Here is a 19,226-nt window from a genome sequence, read left to right on the forward strand (position 1 = left end):
ACGCCATGACCACGTCTTCCACAGATACACCCACGACGAATACGTCCCAAGCGGAAAAGCGCTCCTTCAATCTCTCGCGCTGGGCAATCGGCCATCCGAGCATTGCGCGCTTCCTGTTCGGCCTGATCATTCTGGCAGGCGCCTTCGGCCTGATGAACATGGGTCAGAAGGAGGATCCGGATTTCACCTTCCGTATCATGGTGATCCAGGCGGCCTGGCCGGGCGCGTCGATCGAGGAAATGCAGGACCAGGTCGTCAACAAGATCGAGCGCAAGCTGCAGGAAACGCCGCATCTCGATTTCGTACGTTCCTATACCCGCGCCGGCAGTGCCGTGATCACGCTCCAGATCAAGGGAGATACCGATGGGAACGACGTGGCCGACGCCTTCTACCAGGTTCGCAAGAAGGTCGGCGACATCCGCGCCGAATTGCCGGCCGGGCTTTATGGCCCTTATTTCAATGACGAGTTCGGCGATACGTTCATCACGCTGCACTCGCTGACCGGGCGAGGTTACAGCTATCCCGAGCTGAAGACATATGCCATTCAGGCCCGCGACATGCTGCTGGCCACGCCCGGTGTGGAAAAGGCCGTCATTATCGGCGATCAGCCGGAGAAGATATTCATCGACGTCTCGTCCAAAGCCCTGGCCGAGCGCGGATTGACGCTCAACGATCTGCGCGACACCCTGGCCGGCCAGAACGACATCGACCCCGCCGGCAATGTCGATACCGGCGAGCGATCCGTGCGCATTTCGGTGGAAGGCGATGTCGACAAGGTCGAGGATATCCGCGAACTGCGCTTGCGATCGGGCGATCAGGTCACCCGTCTTGGCAATATCGCGACCGTGACCGCCGGGCTCGAGGACCCCGCTGCCCGCAAGTTTCGCTTCAATGGCGAGGATAGCGTCCAGATCGGCGTGGTCATGGCCAACGGTTTCAACGTCATCGACGTCGGCGAGGCGGTCGAGGCGACCTATAAGCAGTTCGAGACGTCCCTGCCCCATGGCGTGGAGATCAACCAGATCGCCAATCAGCCGGAGGTCGTGACCGACGCTGTTGGCGAGTTCATGAAGGCGCTCGGCGAAGCGCTCATCATCGTGCTTGTCGTGTCGTTCCTGTCGATCGGCTGGCGCTCCGGCCTTGTCATCGCCATTGCCATTCCGCTCGTTCTCGCCGCGACTTTCGCCGTGATGTATGAGTTTGGCATCGATCTGCAGCGTATTTCCCTGGGGGCGCTGATCATCGCGCTGGGGCTTCTCGTAGACGACGCGATGATCGTTGTCGAGTTGATGGAGCGAAAGCTGGAAGAAGGACTGGTCAAGATCGACGCGGCCAGCTTTGCCTATTCCTCCACCGCCTTTCCCATGCTGACCGGCACGCTTATCACCGCCGCCGGCTTCATTCCGGTCGGCTTTGCCGCATCGACCGCCGGTGAATATGTCCGCTCCCTGTTCTACGTGGTTACCATCGCGCTCGTCATCTCCTGGTTCGTGGCCGTCTATTTCACGCCCTGGCTCGGCTATATGATCCTGAAGCAGCGTCATCACGCCGGCAATCATCACGATGTCTTCGATACCAGCTTCTATCGCCGCCTGCGCTCCACGGTCGGTTGGGCGGTACGCCATCGTATCATCGTGATCGCGCTGACGCTCGCCACTTTCGCCGGCAGCCTCCTGGCCTTCCAGTTCATCCCGAAGAACTTTTTCCCGCAATCGTCGCGTCCGGAAATTCTCGTGGACCTCTGGCTGCCGGAAGGCACCAGCATCAAGGAGGTCGAGACCCAGGCCAAGGCGCTGGAAGCCCGCATGATGGACGATGGTGACAAGCGCTTCATCGCAACCTATATCGGCGAGGGCGCGCCACGTTTCTTCCTGCCGCTCGATCAGCAGTTGCGTAATCCGAATTTTGCCCAGCTCCTGATAATGGCCAAGGACGAGCCGGCCCGTGAGCGGCTGATCGTCAAGCTGCGTACCCTGCTTGCCGAGGAATTCCCGTCGATCCGCTCAAAGGTTGACCGGCTGTTCCTCGGTCCCCCGACCGGCTGGCCGGTGCAGATGCGCATCACCGGACCCGACCGGGCCGAGGTCCGCCGCATCGCCGATCAGGTGAAACAGAAATTCTCCGAAACCCCGATGCTCGGCGCGGTCCATGACGATTGGCTGGAACCGGTACCGGCGATGAAGCTGGTGGTCGACCAGGATCGGGCCCGCGCGCTCGGCGTGACCTCGCAGCGCATCCGCCAGATGCTGCAGGCGACCACCGACGGCGCTCCGCTCGGCGATTTCCGCAACGGCGAGGAAACCGTCTCCATCGTCGCCCGCGAGCCGGAGGCGAACCGCAAGCTGCTGTCAGCTGTCAATTCGGTCTATATCCCCACCGATTTCGGCGGCTTCATCCCGCTGTCGCAGATCGCCAGGGTCGTTCCCGTCATGGAGCAGGGCGTCGAGTGGCGGCGCGACCGTCTGCCGACCATCACCGTTCGCGCCACGCTGCCGGACGACATGCAGTCGAATGACATGGCGCTAAAACTCTATAGCGAGCTGCAGGGCCTGCGTGACGGGCTCGCTCCGGGCTATAAGGTCGAAATCCAGGGCGGCGCGGAAGATAGCGCCGAAAGCCAGGCATCGATCGCCGCCAAGGCGCCGATCATGCTACTGGTCATCGTCGTCCTCCTGATGGCGCAGCTACAGCATTTCGGCAAGGCGATGCTGGTGCTGGCAACGGGCCCGCTCGGTATCATCGGCGCGGCGGCCGCGCTGCTGATCAGCGGTGCGCCGTTCGGCTTCGTCGCCATCCTCGGCGTCATTGCACTGCTCGGCATCATCATCCGCAACTCGATCATCCTTATCGACCAGATTGATCAGGATATCGCGGCCGGCCTGCCCAGGCAGGAGGCAATCGTCGGCGCGGCCGTGCGCCGCTTCCGCCCGATCGTGCTGACCGCGCTGACGGCCGTACTGGCGCTGATCCCGATCTCGCGCGGCGTATTCTGGGGCCCCCTCGCCTATGCGATGATGGGCGGCATTCTGGTCGCGACGGTGCTGACCATCCTCGTGCTGCCAGCGGCCTATGCCTTGTTCTTTGGCCGCGAGCCGAAATCCCGCGCGGCCAACGAACCTCCATTGCAGGAGCAATCGGAGAAAGAGAATTATCAGCAAGCCCTGGCCGCAGAGTGATCCAACGAAAATGCCCGCCTGAGGTTTTCAGGCGGGCATGTCCATCCCGTAGCCGGCTGTCAGAAAGCGCAACCGGCTGCTGACACCATCAATTCTTGACGGTATCTTCAAGGAAGAAACGACCGAGCGGGTTTTGATAGAAATTCTCGATATTCTTCCGCGACACGTTGATGTAGGGGCTGTAATAGAGATCGATCCAGTGGACGTCATCCTTCGCCATCTTCTGGATATCGATATACATCTGCTCGCGCTTGGCGGGATCCATCTCCAGACGAGCGGCGGCCACGAGATCCTTGACCCTGTCGTTCTCGTAGCGGGTCATGTAGTTCATATTGGCATCGTGGCCAACGACGAATGTCGTCTTCTGGTCGGGATCGAGGATGTCGTTGGTCCAGTACATGACCGAGAGATCATAATCACCCGCGACGAGCATGTCCCAGGTCTGGCTCGGGTCCATCTTCTGCAAGTTCACCGTGATACCGACCTTCCGCAATTGCTGCTGCAGCAGAACGGCAATCTGCTCATCGACCTCGTTGCCTGCGTTGACCAGATAGTCGAGGGTCAGATTGCTGACACCGGCAACGGTCAACAGCTCCTTGGCCTTCTCCGGGTCATAGGGGCGCTGCAGATTGTCCGCATAATAATAGAGCGCGCCTTTGGGGACGAAGGAATTCGCAACGTCTCCAAGGCCGAACGTCACGGTATCGACGACCGCCTTCTTGTCGATCGCATAATCCAGCGCTTCGCGGGCTTCCTTCTTGCCCAGGTCACCGTGCGAATGGTTGATCAGCAGGTGATCCTCGCGGGTGGACGTATCGAGATGGACCGTCAGGTTCGGGTCCTTCTTCAATTCTTCGACGCGTGAGAACGGCACGAAAATCGCCGCATCGAGCTGGCCGGCCTGAACGTTGAGCATGCGCGTGTTGTCGTCGGGAACGGAGATCCATTCAACACCGTCGAGCGAGACGCGATCGGCCTCCCAGAAATTCGGATTCTTCTCGAGGATGACCCGATCGCCGCGCCGCCACTCCTTCACGACGAACGCGCCCGAGGCGATGGGGCTTTCGGCATAGGTCTCCTCGCCCAGCGATTCAATGCCGGCCTTAGAAATGATCGAGGCGCCGGGCATGGCAAGCGTCGACAGGAACGGCGCCGAAGGGCTGGCGAGCCTGATGACGAGCGTCTTCGGATCGGCCGCTTCCGCCGTGTCGATGACCTTATAGGAATCGCTCCAGAGCGAGCCTTCATTGTCGCGGATGCGGATGAGGCTGAAAGCCGCGTCCTCGGCCGTGATCGGGCTGCCGTCGGAGAATTTCGCGTCACGCATCTTGAAAGTGTAGGTCAGCCCGTCATCCGATACCGCCCAGCTCTCGGCGAGACCGGGCTCCAGCCTGGTACCGGTCTTGTCGACGCGGACCAGAACGTCATAGACATTCGAGAAGACCCAGAAATCGATATTCTGCGCGGTCTTGATCGGATCGAATGTCGAGGAATCCTCACGGCGGCCGATGGTGAGCACGCCGGCGGCTTCGGCAATTCCGATCCCGGCCGAAAGCGAGGTCATGACGGAGACCAGTCCGATTTTCATCCATTTCTTCAACATCTGATATTCCCCTTTTTTGTTGATTGGTGGTGGTTCAGGCGGCAGCAGGCTCCACATCGGTCTTGGGCGCCAGAAGCTTCTTGTCCGGATCGATATCGGGAACCGCATCGATCAGCGCAGCGGTGTAGGGCCTTTGGGGCCGCGCGAAGATATCCGCGGATAGCCCCTCCTCCACGATTTCGCCGTGGTACATTACCAGCACGCGCTCGCAGAGATTGCGGACGATCGCGAGGTCATGCGCGATGAAGAGCAGCGTGAGATTCATGCGCGCCTTCAATTCGGCAAAGAGATCGACGATCTGCTTCTGGATCGTCACATCGAGCGCTGCCACGCATTCATCGGCGATGATGAGACGCGGATTGACTGCAAGCGCGCGTGCGATCCCGACGCGCTGGCATTGGCCACCGCTCATGCTGCGCGGTTTGCGCCCAGCGAATTCCCGTCCGAGATGCACGAGATCCAGCAGCTCATTGATGCGACCGGGAATTTCCGCAACCGGTGTGCCGTGGATTTTCAGGACTTCGCCCAGAGTTTCGCCGACCGTCAGACGCGGGTTCAGCGCATTGAGCGGGTCCTGGAACACCATGGCCGTCTCACGCCTGAGCTTTGCAAGCGCCTTGCGTGGCTGTTGGGCAATATCAACCCCATCGAAGGCGATATGGCCGGAGGAAAGCGGCACCAAGCCGAGAATGGCGCGGGCGAGCGTGCTCTTGCCGCTACCGGATTCCCCAACAATGCCGATGGCGTCGCCCGGCATGACCTGAAGGCTCACCCCCTTGACGGCACTGACGGTCTTCCGGCCCGGACGAAACAGTGAGCCGCCCGTGTCGAAGCGCACGTGCAAATCATCGATCTCCAGGAGGGGGCGTTCCTTTTGACGAACAGCTGGGCCGACGTTGCACGGTTTCGCTATGTTGCCGGCTGGCAGCGACGGATGGCTGCCGATCAGCATCCGCGTGTAATCGTGCTTCGGCGCGCGCAGAACCTGTCGCTTCGGCCCCTGTTCCACCAGCTTGCCGTCGCGCATCACGGCGATCCTGTCGCAGGTCTGGGCGACGATTCCGAGATCATGGGTAATCAGGATGACCGAAAGCCCCAGGCGTTCGCGGAGATCAAGCAGAAGTTCGAGAATCTGCGCCTGGATGGTCACGTCGAGCGCGGTCGTCGGCTCGTCGGCGATCAGGATTTTCGGGCGGCAGGAAAGGGCCGCGGCGATCATCGCACGCTGCCGCATCCCGCCTGAGAACTCATGCGGATAGTTGTCATACTGCCGGGCAGGATCGGGAAAGCCGACCTGCCGCAATATCTCGACCGCAGCCTCACGCGCCTCTCTGGCGCTTGCCCCCTGATGGAAACGGATGCCTTCGGCGATCTGGTCCCCAATCTTCATCACCGGATCGAGATGGCTCGTCGGGTTCTGGAAGATCATTCCGATCTCCCGCCCGCGAACGGCCAGCATGTCGGCCGGGCTCGCCTTGACGAGATCGCGTCCCCAAAGCGCGACAAGGCCACCATCGATCATCAGCCTACGCGAGGGCAACAGGCCCATGACCGCACGGCAGAGCAGGCTCTTGCCCGAACCGCTTTCGCCGACGAGACCGAGGATCTCTCCTTCCGCCAGATCGACCGAGACATGATCGATCAGCGTCCTTGGAGCTCCCTGACCGTGGAAATTCACGACGAGATCGCGGATTGAAAGAAGCGGCGCCGTCATTCGTGAACTCCTAGCAGATCGCCGAGAGCATCACCGAGCAGGCTGAAGGCGAAGGCGAGAAAAACGATCGAAAGCCCGGGAAAGAAGGTGATCCACCACGCTGTTGTGACGAAAGGCTGGCCTTCCGCCACCATGATCCCCCATTCGGCGGCCGGTGGTTGAACGCCGAGGCCGAGATAGCTGATGGCGGCGCCGTTCAGGAGCACGAGCACGGCATCCGACATCACGAAGACCAGCGATCCGGCGATCGCATTCGGCAGCAGATGGCGGAACATGATGCGCATACGGCTGAAGCCGAGGCTGACGGCGGCGACGGCATAGTCGCTGTTTTTCAGCACCAGGATCTGCGCCCGCACGAGGCGTGCATAGGAAACCCAGCCCACCAGCGCCATGGCGATATAGAAGCTGGTGAGACCCGGCCCCAATATGGCGATGATGGAGAGCATCAGCACCAGAAAGGGAAAGGCGAGGATGATATCGACAATGCGCATGAAGACGGTGTCGACCAACCCGCCGAAAAAGCCGGCAATGGTGCCGAGCATGGTTCCGATGATGAACGGGAAGACAACTCCGATGAACGCGATCTGAAGGTCGATCCTTGTGCCCCAAATGACGCGCGAGAGGATGTCACGCCCGAAATTGTCGGTTCCGAAGGGGTGGCTGAGCGACGGAGGCTGAAGGCGCGCATCCGCCATCTGCACCACAGGATCATAGGGTGCGATCAGGGGGGCGGCGATTGCCATGATGATGAAGAACGCCAGCATCCCTGCCCCGATCGCCAGCGAAAGATGCTGTCCAAACCAGCGGTTGAGACTCGTCGACACGGAAAAGCGGGTAGCCGACACGCTCATAGCTTCACCCTCGGATCGACCGTCACGGTGATGATATCCGCGAGAAAATTGATGAGGACGGTCGCGCAGGCAAACACCATGGCGACACCCTGGACGACCATATAGTCGCGCGAGAAGATCGCCCTGACCAGTAATTGCCCCATGCCCGGCAGGGCGAACACGCTTTCGACAATTACGGTCCCGCCGATCAGCCAGCCGATATTGACGGCGAGAAGGTTGATCGTCGGCACGAGCGAGTTCGGAAGCACATGACGCCAGAAGACGATGCTTTCCGGCATGCCGCGCGCCCGGGCAGCCGTCGCCACATCCGACCGCAGCGAATGGATCATCGCTGCCCGAAGGCTGCGGGTAACGACGGCTGACAGCGAAAGGGCAACCGTCAGGCTCGGCAATGCCAGGTGCCAGAGCTTTTCGGGAAGCGTGTTGCCATAGCCCGAAACGGGAAACAGGTCGAGTTTCACGCTGAAGAAGATAATCAGCATGAGCGCAAGCCAGAACGGTGGGAATCCGATCCCCATGGTCGAGACGACCCGCACCGCCTGATCGGGCAGCCGACCCTGGCGACGGGCCGCGATCGCCGACATCGGAAGCGCGATCAGGATGGAGAGAACGACGCTGGTGATGACGAGCATGAGTGTCGGCTCGATGCGCGTGGCGATCAGCCGTAGCACATCGATCTTGTAAAGGATCGACTTGCCCATCTCCCCGCGCCCTAGGTTCTGGATGAAATAAAAATATTGCAGCCAAAGCGGCTCATCGAGGCCGTATTGCTCGCGAATGCGCGCAATCGCCGTTGGCGTCGCCCTGGTTCCGAGAAGAACACGCGCCGGATCTCCGGGGATAAGGCGCACGAGCACGAATGTGATGATACTGATACCGAAAAGAACGGGCAGAAATTGCAGCGGCCGGTAGAGAACGAACTTATATCGATGCATCGGTTCGACATTCGCCTCTGTCTTGGGGCTTATGATGCAGGTCGCCCGTCACGAGGCTTGACCTGTGCCGGGAGAGGAAAGCCGTCAGTGCGGTATAGTACGCCTCCGGGTTCTCGTAGAAGGGCATGTGGCTCGAATTGCGGAACACGTGGAGTTCGGCATTCGGCAGCGCATTTTTCATGCGCATGGCGCAGGCCGGCGTCAGCTCGTCATGCTCGCCCACGGTAATCAGCACCGGAAGGTCCAGGCCGGGCAGATCCGGAATACGGTTCCAGTCTTTCAGATTGCCGGTATAGAGAAACTCGTTCGGGCCCTGCATGGTCATGTAGGGGCTCATGTTCCAATCGTCGAGCGAACGACGCACCGGTGCCGGCCACTCCGGCAAACGGCAGACATGGCGATAGTTCAACACCGTGATCGCAGCCAGATATTCCGGGTGGTCGATCGTCCCCTGAGCCTCGTGCTTCTGCATCATGGCAACGGTCTCGGAGCCAAGCGCTGCCCGAAGCCGCTCCAATTCGCATATCAGATGCGGCATATCTGCCACCGTATCCTCGAGGATCAGCGTCTTGAGGTTCTCGCGGTATTTCAGTGCATAGTCGATGGCGAGCCAGCCGCCCCAGGAATGGCCGAGCAGATGAACCTTGCCGAGATCGAGCTTACGGCGCACCGTCTCCGTTTCCTCGACATATCTTTCGATCCTCCAGAGCGATGCGTCCATCGGCCGGTCGGATGCTCCGGTGCCGAGCTGATCGAAGGCGACGACGCGATAACCTTTGTCGATCAGGCAAGAATGCGCTTCCCGCAGATAATCGCAGGGAAGGCCGGGGCCGCCGTTCAGGCAGAAAACCGTCTCGTCTCCGCTGCCGAAACTGTAGGTGACGACCCTGAAGCCGTCGATCTCGACCTCGATGCATTCGTCGGGAGCGATTTCACGCCACATAATCAGTCACACCCTTTCGAATTACCTTGACCAATTTTTGAGCATGACTGATTTTATCGCATCGCACCATGTGTACCAGCTATAAGAAGTGATAGGGTACCTGTGGGGCCGCCTTGCCGGAGGGTGGGATGCTTGACGAAATCAGTGCCATCACAAATCGCCTGTCGGTGCGGGAGACGCTGGACGACAGGATCGATGAAGCCTTCGATGCAATGCGTATGATGGGTTTCGAGGCGCTGATCTATGACTATACGCCGACGCCATGCGATATCGGCGGCCAGGTCGAAATCCCTTCCCTGCTCAAATTGCGCAATGTCCCCGGAGACATGTACGATTACTGGTGCAACAGGGAGTATTTCCGCATCGATCCCGTTCAGCGCCTCGCGATGCGGACCTCGGTTCCCTTCTTCTGGGATTATGATCCGGACGTGGAAACCAGGATCACCCGCTTTCTGACCGACGAAACCAAACCCGTCAGCGATTTCCTGCGCCAGCATGGCATGTTGGCTGGCGTCACCGTGCCGGTCCATATGCCACGCGGGGATTATGCAACCGTGACCGGTGTGCGATACGGTGCGCAGCGCGACTTCATGCGCGATGCAATGCGGGTGCTTGCCGATTTCAACCTGCTTGCGCAGGTCTTTCACGAAGCAGCGTATGAACTCTTCGACGACACGGTGCTGAATGGATCGGGTGTGCGCCTGACCGAGCGGGAACGGGAATGTCTCTCCTATTCCTCTTATGGACTTTCGGCGAAGGAAATTTCCCGCATCATAGACCGGTCTGTGCCGACGGTCGTCATGCATCTCAATTCGGCGGCCCGCAAGCTGGGCGCAAAAAACAGGACGCAAGCCGTCGTCCGCGCCACCCAATGCCGCCTGTTGGAGAGGCCCCCTGCCCTATAAGTTATGATAGCTGCCGCGCGCCCTTGAGCGCCGTTATGATTTTCTCCTTGCAACAAGACAGGGAGAACAGGCGTGGCCGACATTCCGTCCCGCGAAGGCTATCTGCCGTTTCGCGACTATCGCACATGGTACCGCATCACCGGCCCGCTTTCCCAGAAGCGACTGCCGCTCGTCGTCGCCCATGGCGGACCGGGCTGCACGCATGATTATGTCGATTCCTTCAAGGAGATTGCGGCCCTGGATGGTCGAACCGTCATTCACTACGATCAGCTCGGCAACGGCAATTCCACGCGCTTGCCGGAAAAGGGGCAGGATTTCTGGACGGTTTCGCTGTTTCTCGAAGAACTCGACTGCCTGCTGGCTCATCTGGGCATCCAGGATCGCTATGCCCTTCTAGGCCAATCCTGGGGTGGCATGCTAGGCTCGGAACACGCCGTTCGCCAGCCTGGCGGCCTCAAGGCCTTGGTGATCGCCAATTCTCCCGCCAACATGAAAACCTGGGTGGCGGAAGCAAACCGGCTCCGGGAGGAATTGCCAGCGGAGGTTCAGGCCACGCTGCTTAGCCACGAGGAGGCAGGCACGCTGACCGCTCCCGAATATATCGCCGCGTCACGAGTCTTCTATGATCGCCATGTCTGCCGGATGGTACCGTGGCCCGAGGAAGTGGCGCGCACCTTCGCGATCATGGATGAGGACAACACCGTCTACCGCAACATGAACGGCCCTACCGAATTCCATGTCATCGGTACGATGAAGGACTGGACGATCGAGGATCGGCTGCACGCGATCATCGCGCCGACGCTTCTGATTTCAGGCCGCCATGACGAAGCGACACCGCTGGTCGTGCGCCCCTATGTCGAAAACGTGCCCGGCTGCCGCTGGGTCATTTTCGAAGAATCGGCTCATATGCCGCATGTCGAAGAGAGAGAATTGTGCCTGAAGACCGTCTCCGAATTCCTCAGGGAATTCGATTAAGTCCCTGAACCGCAACCTCGCCGATCGCGATCACTTTGCCCCCGCTCGTGGAAAAGGCGGGGGCGAGGCAGGAGGATGCAACCGGCGCTGAATTCATTGCAGAGACAGGGCGTTGCAGGCAGCCACCGTCATTTTTCGTGCGATAGGCAAATCAACGGATCAATCTGCTCTTTTCCTGCCGGTGAACATTGCCCGGACCAGATTTTCCTTATGTTCGAGGCTTGCCAGCACCACACCTGCTACATGAAGGGCGATCATCCCGACGGTGAGATAGACCAAGGTTTCATGCGTCTCTTCCACCCACTTGATGCCCCAATAGGCATCGGTCGTCATCATATAACCAGTGGTGGCGATGCCCGAGATCATCACGAGAAGCGCGATCACCATTGCGCCTCCCGCCGGGTTATGCCCGATATAACGCCGGGCACGCAGGTTCAACGTATCCCGCAGGTATCCAAGTACGATGAACGGGTGATAGACAAAGTCCGAGAAACGAGCGTGCCGGGAGCCGACAAGTCCCCAGATTACCCGAAGCGCTAGCAATAAGATGATCGCATAGCCTGAGTAGATATGGGCACTCTTCCATTCATCGCCAGTCAGGAAGGAGAAGGCAAACAATCCGACTAGCGACCAGTGGAATATCCGCACGAACGGGTCCCAAACTCTTACTATCTGCGGCGGACGATCGTCCGCCGCCATTCTCTCGATCGTCGCCATGGTCAGTCGCTTTCGTTACCGACGATCTCGCCATTGGCGGGATTGTAGAGAACTTCGACGCGTTTTCCCTTGGAGTCCTTCGCGTAGACTTCGTAGCAGCCTTTCTCGACCTTCACCTGGCGTACTTCAAGACCAGCTGCCTTCGCCTTTTCCTTGATGACGTCCTCACTCAGCCACTTGTCTTTAGGCGTGTTGCCGCAGCTATGATCTTCTTCCGCGCGCGCCAGACCGGTCGCAGCCGCCGTGAGAACGAGGGTTGCTAAAATGAGCTTTTTCATAAACCGTCTCCGTCAAAGCCCGAGAGGCGTCATTGCCCATCGGCTGCGGCGGACGTTAGAAATTTCCGGCTGACAATTAGCTGAGAGCGGCTGTAAGTCTTTTGTCAGTTTCGAGAGATTATTGCTCGATCATGTATGTCCTGCGTCTGCCCCTGATCGCCCTGTTCCTCGCATCAGTTCTTCTGGTGGGCTGGATGACGGCCCATGCCGATGAAGATCTTCGCCCGCCGAAGGAGAAGTTGGAGGGCGCCGATCTCGACCGGATCCGCAGTCTCGTGCAACAGGGAAAGTTGCTGTCACTCGCGACCCTCAAGGCTGATATCCTCAAGAGATGGCCCGGTGAATTGATCGGTGTCACGGTGGACCAGGAACATGGCAATATTGTCTATGAATTCCGCATTCTGCGTCCGACAGGTCAGATGACCGAGGTCGAGGTGGATGCAGCGACGGGCAAACTTGTCGAAATCGAGAATGAATGATGCACCTGCTTCTCGCCGAAGACGATCCGCTGATAGCCCGCGATATCATCGCCCAGTTGTCAAAGGCAGGCTATGTCATCACCCATGAGAAGGATGGCGAGGCTACCTTGTTCGCCGGGGAGCATGAAAACTTTGCTGCCGTGATCCTCGATCTCGGCTTGCCGAAGCTGGACGGCCTGACGATCCTCAAGCGCTGGCGATCCAACGGACACAACATGCCGGTCATCATACTCACCGCGCGCGGCAACTGGGAGGAGCGTGTCGAGGGTATCGACGCCGGGGCCGACGATTATCTTGCCAAACCATTCCGCATGCCGGAGCTTCTGGCACGGCTGCGGGCCGTGCTGCGTCGCTATGCGGGTCAGGCAAACCCTGTCCTCTCCTCCGGCCCGATCTCCATCGACATACGCCAGAAGAGCGTGACGGTCGATGGTCTGCCGGTCGAAGTCTCGCCTCTCGAATACCGCTGCATCGCCGTGTTGATGCAAAATCGGGATCGGGCTGTTTCGCAAATGGAACTGACCGAGCAGCTTTATGCGCAGGATTTCGAACGCGAGAGCAATTCTGTCGAAGTGCTGATCGGCCGTCTTCGCAAGAAGCTCGGCAAGGACGCGATCCTCACCCGTCGGGGTTTCGGCTATCAGATCGCCCAGGACGAAGCGACATGATCTCCATTCGCAGGCGTTTCGTCTTGATTTCGCTTCTGACCGTAACGCTGTCACTTGCCGCGGCCTCGGCCGTGCTAATCCAGATTTTCGCGGACAGCTATAGCCGACGCGTTCAAAATGAACTCACCAGTCATATCAGCAGGCTTGCGGCCGCGCTGCAGTTTGGTCCGGACGGTCGGCTCCTGGTTCCCGCAAGTCCCGCTGATAACCGGTTTCTTATCCCTTACAGCGGTCTCTACTGGCAGATCGACGATCCCACGGGAAAAAGCGAATTGCGATCGCCCTCGCTCTTTGACCACGCATTGCCATTGCCCGACGACGCCCATTCGCCCGGAACGATCCACACCTATCGGCTGGAAGGTCCGGAGCATCGCGACGTGATGGTGCAGGAGCGGGTGGTCGTTGTTGCAGCTCCTGAAGGCACGCGCCCGATCAGAATCTCCGTGGCGATCGATGCCACCGAGATCGATGCGGCACGTTGGACATTCGCATTGGCGATCCTCCCCTATATCATGGCACTCGCATTGTTTCTCGTCGTCATGTCGCTCGTCCAGCTCGCCTTCGGTCTAAAACCCCTAGGAAGAATGTCCGCCGATCTCCACCTCATCCGCGACCGGCGCGCCGACCGTCTTCCCGGTCCCTATCCGAAGGAACTCCGCGGACTGGCGGACCAGCTCAACCACCTCCTGGAGATCCAATCAGCCGCCATCGACAAGGCGCGTGCAAGGGCGAGCGATCTCGCCCACGGATTGAAAACCCCCCTGACTATTCTTTCCAACAATGCATTCACCTTGCGTGAAAAGGGCCAAACCGCCATGGCCGATGAACTGGACCAACTGGCGAATGCCATGCTCGCACATGTCGATCACGAACTCGCCCGGGCTCGAATTACTCCCACACCTGAACAGCGCCGTGACGATGCGCACGCAGCAAAAATTATCACAGACGTCATCCGCGCGCTTAAACGATCGGGAGCCGGTGAAAAGCTTGCCTGGCATACGGATATTCCCGAGACGCTGCGGCTGCCCATCGATCCGCACGATTTCCACGAACTGGTAGGAAACCTGCTCGAAAACGCCACCAAATGGGCCCGGAAGGCAATCTGGGTGAGAATGGAGAAGGATGATGCCGACTGGCGGCTTGTCGTTGAAGATGACGGCCCGGGTGTACCGGAGGATAGGCTCCCCGAACTGACACGCAGGGGGATGCGGCTTGATCACCTGAAGCCCGGAACGGGTCTGGGGCTGGCGATTGTCAGTGAGATAGCCGAGGTTTATGGGCTGTCGGTTACGCTTGGCAACCGCGTCGAGGGTGGCTTTCGCGCCGAAATCCTCTTCACAAGCTGAACCCCGGATCCCATACGAGAAAGGCTGCGATCGCGTCGGAGCACCAGACGACGTGTCCTCATAAATTTCCGCGCGAGGCATAGAGCAGTTCCGCAGGCATCATGTCTCCGGTTCCGCTCCCATGTTCAAATCCCGATAACGCAGCTCATTTACTACAACGGGACACGTTAAAACGGTTCGATTTTTTTGTTTTCAGGCGCTGATTTGAGCGGTCAGCCGTTTCTGGCTCTCGACAAGAGCAGCAACGAGATCAGCGCATCGATCTTCGTTGAACCGTGTGATCAGGCCCGAGACCGCGATCGCACCCACAAGTCTGCCCGTGGCTGAGCGAAGCGGGACCGATACGGCCGCCACTTCAGGATCACGCTCACCGCGCGAGATCGCGAACCCCGAGGACCGGATCGACGGATCCCCCTCCTCCATATCTGCCGAAAAGGCTAGTAGAACCTTTCCGGTGGCGCCGCGGTCGAGCGGCATGCTAGCGCCTTCGGTGATGGAGTGACGGATCGCCCGGGTCGGCTCACTCCGATAAAGGCAGATACGGCTCATGCCCTCACGAACATAGAAAGAAGCGGTCTCGTTGGTTGCCTCGGCGAGCAGTTTCAACTCTGGGCGAACGATGCCTGCAAGATCGAAGCTCTGACGGTAGTTAGAGCCGAGGCGCCATGTGGTCGGCCCCAGCCGGAAGCGCCCATTCTCACCCCTTATGAGATAGCCGAATTTCTCCAGGGAGACGGCGAGACGAAGGATGGTGCTCTTATACTGTCCTGTCTTCTTCGCGATCCCGGCCAGGCTCAACTCGGGCGAGCCCGGATCAAAACAATCCAGAATCTGCAGTGCACGCTCGACGGCCTCAACGCCTTTAACTTCGGCCATGTCGCGCCTCCCTCCCGCTGAGATTGACAATTTCGGAACTTTCTAGCATATCATTCTGACAGTCGCAATAATGTTCCATTCAGTAGAACGATATATGGGAGGAGGAGCCCATGAAGCTGTCGATCCACGCCTTCACACTTTCGGGTGTGATTACGCTCATCACATCCGTCCGGGCCCGGGCCATCATTGGCGTCGCGATCATCCTCGCTATTACCCCGCTCGACTTTGGAATTTCAAAACATGCTCACCCCGCTTGACGGTATTCGTGTCCTCGATCTGACCAATGTATTGGCAGGACCGTTCTGTTGCCATCAACTGGCGCATCTTGGCGCGGAGGTGATCAAGGTGGAGGTACCGGAGACCGGCGACCTGGCACGGCAGCTTGGCGCGGATCCGGAGTTGAACAGGATCGGCATGGGCGTGTCCTTTCTCGCCCAGAATGCCGGAAAGAAATCCGTGACCGCAAATCTCAAGACCGAGGCGGGACGCGAGGTCTTGCGGCGTCTCGTCGTCACGGCGGATGTGCTCGTCGAAAACTATCGTCCAGGCGTGATGGAGCGGCTCGGTGTCGGCTATGAGACGCTCAAGTCGATACGGCCAAGCCTCATCTACTGCGCCATCTCCGGTTTCGGCCAAACCGGGCCTTGGGCGCATCGTCCGGCCTACGACCAGATCATCCAGGGCACCTCCGGTGTAATGGCGATCACCGGCGACCAGGACAGCGCACCCCTAAGGGTCGGCTATCCCATTGCCGACACGGTAGGCGGACTGACCGCCGCCTTTGCAATTGCCGCGGCGCTGAATGCACCCAAGCGCGGCGGCTTCATCGATGTCTCGATGCTGGAGTCCCTTATCGCAACGATGGGCTGGGCCGTTTCAAACTGGCTGATCGCAGGCCAGCGCCCCACGCCCAACGGAAATGAGAACCTGACCTCGGCACCCTCCGGCACCTTCATGACCGGCACGGGGCCGCTCAACATCGCCGCGAACAAGGACGAGCAGTGGCGGATCCTGGCCCGGTACATTGGTCGGGAGGACCTGCTGAATCGCCCTGAATTCGCCACGCGCGAGGAGCGCAAGCGCAACCGCGTGGCTTTGAAGGCTGAAATCGAAGATGCGCTGAAGGGACGGGACGCGCGCGAATGGGCGCGCGAATTGAACAAGCTCGGGGTACCCGCCGGCGCGGTTCTGGAACTGCCTGAAGTTCTGGAGCATGAGGTGATCCGCGATCGCGGAATGGTGGCCCGGTTCGACGACGTTCCCGGCGTCGGCCGGCCGGTCTCGGTCTTGCGCACCGGCATAAAGATAAATGGCGCTCCCCCGTCGGTGGATGGTCCACCGCCCGTGCTTGGCGCAGATAACGAAGCAATCCTTGGAACATTGGGCTACACTCATGAGGAAATCGCGGCAATGCGGGAAAGGGGCGAGACATGACGGAAGACGCGACTGAAGTCCGCGATTGGTGGCGCACATCGGTCATCGAAATGCGACCGGGTGTCATTCGCTTTCGTGGCTTTCCCATAGAAGAGCTCATCGGAAACGTCAGCTTTCCCGCTATGATCTGGCTCATGGTTTCGGGGCGTCTGCCAAGCGCCGACGAGGCGGCGCTGCTGGAAGCGGCGCTCGTCGCAGCCGTCGATCATGGCCCGCAGGCCCCGTCGATTGCCGCAGCAAGAATGGCGGTTACCTGTGGTTTGCCGCTCAACAACGCAATGGCGAGCGCGGTGAACCTTCTCGGCGACGTGCATGGCGGAGCAGGTCAGCAGACACTCGAGCTTTACTATGACATCGATCAGCGCGCGGAAGCCGGCAAGAGCCTGAAGGATGCGACCGCCGCCGCTGTCACAGACTGGCAGACCAAGCGCACGAAGTTCGTGCCGGGTTTCGGACATCGGTTCCACAAGGAGGGCGACCCGCGCGCGCCACGCCTTCTGGCACTGGTCCGCGAGGCTGCCGCGCGCGGCACTGTCTCGGGCCGTTTTGCTGAAATAGGCAGCGCGGTCGAGGCTTATCTCGGTCAAGGTCGCGCTCGACCGGTGCCAATGAACATCGACGGCGCCACCGCCGTGATCTTTGCTGAACTCGGCTGCGAGCCGCCGCTTGCGCGCGGGCTCTTCTGCCTGTCGCGATCGGTTGGGATTCTTGCCCATGCGTGGGAACAGACCCAGCAGGGCGGACGCAACAAGGGGCCGGTCCCGCCCCGGTTTCTCTACACCTATGAGGGGCCAGAACTCAGGTCGCTCGATCTTCAACACCAAAGGGAGGAAATACAATGAGCTTGAGAACTTTGTGTCGGGCCGCTGCCGTAGTGACGATGATGGCGCTGCCGGGGGTCGCCTTCGCATTCGACCCCGGCAACACCGAATGCATCGCACCCGCCAACCCGGGTGGCGGCTGGGACTTCACCTGTCGTCAGGTCGGCAAGACCCTGCAGGATCTCGGTTTGATCAAGGGTACAATGCAGGTGACGAACCTGACCGGCGGATCCGGCGGTGTCGCCTTCGCGGAAGTAACCGGCAAACGCAATTCCAACAACAACCTGATTGTCGCTGCCTCCTCCGCCACCGCCACGCGGCTTGCCCAAGGCGCTTTCCCCGGCGCAAGCGTGGACCAAGTCCGCTGGATCGCCTCGGTCGGCGCCGATTATGGCATCATCGCCGTCAGCAAGAATTCTCCCATCAATACCTTGCCGGAGCTTATCGACCAATTGAAAGCCGATCCGGCTTCGGTGGCCTTTGCCGGCGGTTCGGCGGTAGGCGGCTGGGATCATCTCAAGGTGCTGATGGCAGCACAAAAAGCCGGTTTCCAGGATGTCAGGAAGGTGAAATACGTCGCATTTGAAGGCGGTGGAGAGGCGATCACCCAGCTTCTGGCCGGTTCGGTACAAGCCTTCAGCGGCGACGCTTCGGAGGCCAAAGGATTTGTCGATTCCGGCGACATCAAGGTGCTCGCCGTCCTTGCACCGGAGCGCATGCCTGGAGATTTCGGACAGTTTCCGACGGCCCGTGAACAGGGCATCGACGCGATCGGGGCCAATTGGCGCGGCTTCTACGGACCCGGCGAGATGGGCGCCGAAGCATATGATTTCTGGGTGAACGCCGTCTCGACACTCTATGCCTCACCGGAGTGGAAGAAGGTCATGGAGACGAACGGCCTTGCTCCGCTGGATCTCAAAGGCGCGGATTTCGAGGCCTTCGTGCAGAAATCGATCACCGAGATCCAGGATCTCTCTCGCGAGATCGGCCTGATCAAGTGAGATGAATGCGGTGCGGCGCGCCGATCGACGCGCCGCACAATTCAAGCCAGAGGGAGGATGGCATGAGTATCACCGACCGGCTGATAGGAGCCACCGGATTAGCAATCGCCGTATTCTTTGCATGGCGTGCCACGCTGATCGAAGAGCCCTTCATCTCGGATCCCGTAGGACCCCGGATTTTCCCGCTGATCATCTGCGTGCTGCTGGGCCTTGCCAGCCTTGGCATGTTGCTGCGCCCCGATCCGGAGCCCGATTGGCCTGCCTTGCCTGGCCTGATGGAGGTGGCAGCCGGAACAGTGGTGCTCGTAGCTTATGCCGAGCTCCTGCCGCAGCTTGGCTTTATCATCGCGACTTTTTTCGCCGCCGGCTATCTTGCCTGGCGGCTCGGTGCATCACCGCTTCGTGCCACGCTGGCGGGAGTTACGATCTCGCTCGGAATTTATGCGGTCTTTCATCTGATCCTCGGGCTTGCTCTGGCCCGCGGCCCCTTCGGCTTCTGAGAGG

18 protein-coding genes and 1 pseudogene are annotated in these 19,226 nt (G+C 59.8%); 11 read left to right on the forward strand and 8 right to left on the reverse strand.

What is annotated here, in order from left to right:
- The first annotated feature begins 5 nt into the window (after positions 1-5).
- Entirely contained in the window at positions 6-3,176 is a 3,171-nt protein-coding gene (locus tag ATN84_RS19430) for an efflux RND transporter permease subunit (RefSeq protein WP_068883802.1), read from the forward strand.
- 88 nt (positions 3,177-3,264) lie between these two features.
- On the opposite strand, the gene ATN84_RS19435 is transcribed toward ATN84_RS19430, so the two are convergent.
- From ATN84_RS19435 to ATN84_RS19455, 5 genes and pseudogenes are all read right to left on the reverse strand, one after another.
- A complete protein-coding gene (locus ATN84_RS19435) occupies positions 3,265-4,764 on the reverse strand; it encodes an ABC transporter substrate-binding protein (protein WP_425287424.1) in 1,500 nt (499 codons plus the stop codon).
- Positions 4,765-4,813: 49 nt separating this feature from the next.
- A complete protein-coding gene (locus tag ATN84_RS19440; RefSeq protein ID WP_068883805.1) occupies positions 4,814-6,493 on the reverse strand; it encodes a dipeptide ABC transporter ATP-binding protein in 1,680 nt (559 codons plus the stop codon).
- Positions 6,490-7,344, reverse strand: coding sequence for an ABC transporter permease (locus ATN84_RS19445; protein ID WP_068883807.1), 855 nt, complete (start codon positions 7,342-7,344; stop codon positions 6,490-6,492). The genes ATN84_RS19440 and ATN84_RS19445 overlap by 4 nt, the downstream gene beginning before the upstream one ends.
- A complete protein-coding gene (locus ATN84_RS19450) occupies positions 7,341-8,279 on the reverse strand; it encodes an ABC transporter permease (RefSeq protein WP_068883809.1) in 939 nt (312 codons plus the stop codon). The genes ATN84_RS19445 and ATN84_RS19450 overlap by 4 nt, the downstream gene beginning before the upstream one ends.
- Before the next feature lie 58 nt (positions 8,280-8,337).
- Positions 8,338-9,222: pseudogene (locus tag ATN84_RS19455) on the reverse strand (proline iminopeptidase-family hydrolase); the annotation flags it as partial.
- 128 nt (positions 9,223-9,350) lie between these two features.
- Here ATN84_RS19455 and ATN84_RS19460 point away from each other — a divergent pair.
- Both ATN84_RS19460 and ATN84_RS19465 read left to right on the forward strand, forming a co-directional pair.
- On the forward strand, positions 9,351-10,127 hold the full coding sequence (locus ATN84_RS19460) for a LuxR family transcriptional regulator (protein WP_068883811.1): 777 nt from the start codon (positions 9,351-9,353) through the stop codon (positions 10,125-10,127).
- Positions 10,128-10,199: 72 nt separating this feature from the next.
- Positions 10,200-11,102, forward strand: coding sequence for a proline iminopeptidase-family hydrolase (locus ATN84_RS19465; RefSeq protein ID WP_068883813.1), 903 nt, complete (start codon positions 10,200-10,202; stop codon positions 11,100-11,102).
- 159 nt (positions 11,103-11,261) lie between these two features.
- On the opposite strand, the gene ATN84_RS19470 is transcribed toward ATN84_RS19465, so the two are convergent.
- Together ATN84_RS19470 and ATN84_RS19475 are read right to left on the reverse strand one after the other, a co-directional pair.
- Positions 11,262-11,819, reverse strand: a complete 558-nt coding sequence (locus ATN84_RS19470) for a cytochrome b/b6 domain-containing protein (RefSeq protein WP_153020311.1) — start codon at positions 11,817-11,819, stop codon at positions 11,262-11,264.
- A 2-nt stretch (positions 11,820-11,821) separates the two neighbouring features.
- Positions 11,822-12,097, reverse strand: a complete 276-nt coding sequence (locus tag ATN84_RS19475) for a PepSY domain-containing protein (RefSeq protein WP_068883817.1) — start codon at positions 12,095-12,097, stop codon at positions 11,822-11,824.
- Positions 12,098-12,198: 101 nt separating this feature from the next.
- On the opposite strand from ATN84_RS19475, the gene ATN84_RS19480 reads away from it, so the two are divergent.
- Genes ATN84_RS19480 through ATN84_RS19490 form a run of 3 tightly spaced genes read left to right on the forward strand, consistent with a single transcriptional unit; the run spans position 12,199 to position 14,590 of the window.
- Positions 12,199-12,576 carry a PepSY domain-containing protein gene (locus tag ATN84_RS19480; protein WP_161939599.1) on the forward strand — a complete coding sequence of 126 codons (378 nt, stop codon included), beginning with the start codon at positions 12,199-12,201 and terminating at the stop codon, positions 12,574-12,576.
- The gene (locus tag ATN84_RS19485; RefSeq protein WP_068883821.1) at positions 12,573-13,244 is read left to right on the forward strand and encodes a response regulator transcription factor; all 672 of its coding nucleotides are present in this window, start codon (positions 12,573-12,575) and stop codon (positions 13,242-13,244) included. The genes ATN84_RS19480 and ATN84_RS19485 overlap by 4 nt, the downstream gene beginning before the upstream one ends.
- Positions 13,241-14,590 carry a sensor histidine kinase gene (locus ATN84_RS19490; protein ID WP_068883823.1) on the forward strand — a complete coding sequence of 450 codons (1,350 nt, stop codon included), beginning with the start codon at positions 13,241-13,243 and terminating at the stop codon, positions 14,588-14,590. Before ATN84_RS19485 ends, ATN84_RS19490 begins: the two co-directional genes overlap by 4 nt.
- A gap of 192 nt (positions 14,591-14,782) precedes the next feature.
- On the opposite strand, the gene ATN84_RS19495 is transcribed toward ATN84_RS19490, so the two are convergent.
- Positions 14,783-15,466, reverse strand: a complete 684-nt coding sequence (locus ATN84_RS19495; RefSeq protein WP_068883825.1) for an IclR family transcriptional regulator — start codon at positions 15,464-15,466, stop codon at positions 14,783-14,785.
- A gap of 110 nt (positions 15,467-15,576) precedes the next feature.
- Between ATN84_RS19495 and ATN84_RS27350 the strand changes: the two genes are divergently transcribed.
- The 5 genes from ATN84_RS27350 to ATN84_RS19515 all read left to right on the forward strand — a co-directional run bounded on the left by ATN84_RS27350 (position 15,577) and on the right by ATN84_RS19515 (position 19,222).
- On the forward strand, positions 15,577-15,723 hold the full coding sequence (locus ATN84_RS27350; protein WP_161939600.1) for a hypothetical protein: 147 nt from the start codon (positions 15,577-15,579) through the stop codon (positions 15,721-15,723).
- Positions 15,707-16,900 carry a CaiB/BaiF CoA transferase family protein gene (locus tag ATN84_RS19500; protein WP_068883827.1) on the forward strand — a complete coding sequence of 398 codons (1,194 nt, stop codon included), beginning with the start codon at positions 15,707-15,709 and terminating at the stop codon, positions 16,898-16,900. The genes ATN84_RS27350 and ATN84_RS19500 overlap by 17 nt, the downstream gene beginning before the upstream one ends.
- Positions 16,897-17,742, forward strand: a complete 846-nt coding sequence (locus ATN84_RS19505; RefSeq protein ID WP_068883829.1) for a citryl-CoA lyase — start codon at positions 16,897-16,899, stop codon at positions 17,740-17,742. The genes ATN84_RS19500 and ATN84_RS19505 overlap by 4 nt, the downstream gene beginning before the upstream one ends.
- Positions 17,739-18,722: a Bug family tripartite tricarboxylate transporter substrate binding protein gene (locus ATN84_RS19510; RefSeq protein ID WP_153020312.1), complete on the forward strand. Its 984-nt coding sequence runs from the start codon at positions 17,739-17,741 to the stop codon at positions 18,720-18,722. The genes ATN84_RS19505 and ATN84_RS19510 overlap by 4 nt, the downstream gene beginning before the upstream one ends.
- Before the next feature lie 62 nt (positions 18,723-18,784).
- Positions 18,785-19,222, forward strand: coding sequence for a tripartite tricarboxylate transporter TctB family protein (locus tag ATN84_RS19515; RefSeq protein ID WP_244491140.1), 438 nt, complete (start codon positions 18,785-18,787; stop codon positions 19,220-19,222).
- The last annotated feature ends 4 nt before the right edge of the window (positions 19,223-19,226 follow it).

Origin of the sequence: Paramesorhizobium deserti (genome assembly GCF_001558695.1) — a bacterium.
In the GTDB taxonomy this organism is placed as follows: Bacteria; Pseudomonadota; Alphaproteobacteria; order Rhizobiales; family Rhizobiaceae; genus Paramesorhizobium; species Paramesorhizobium deserti.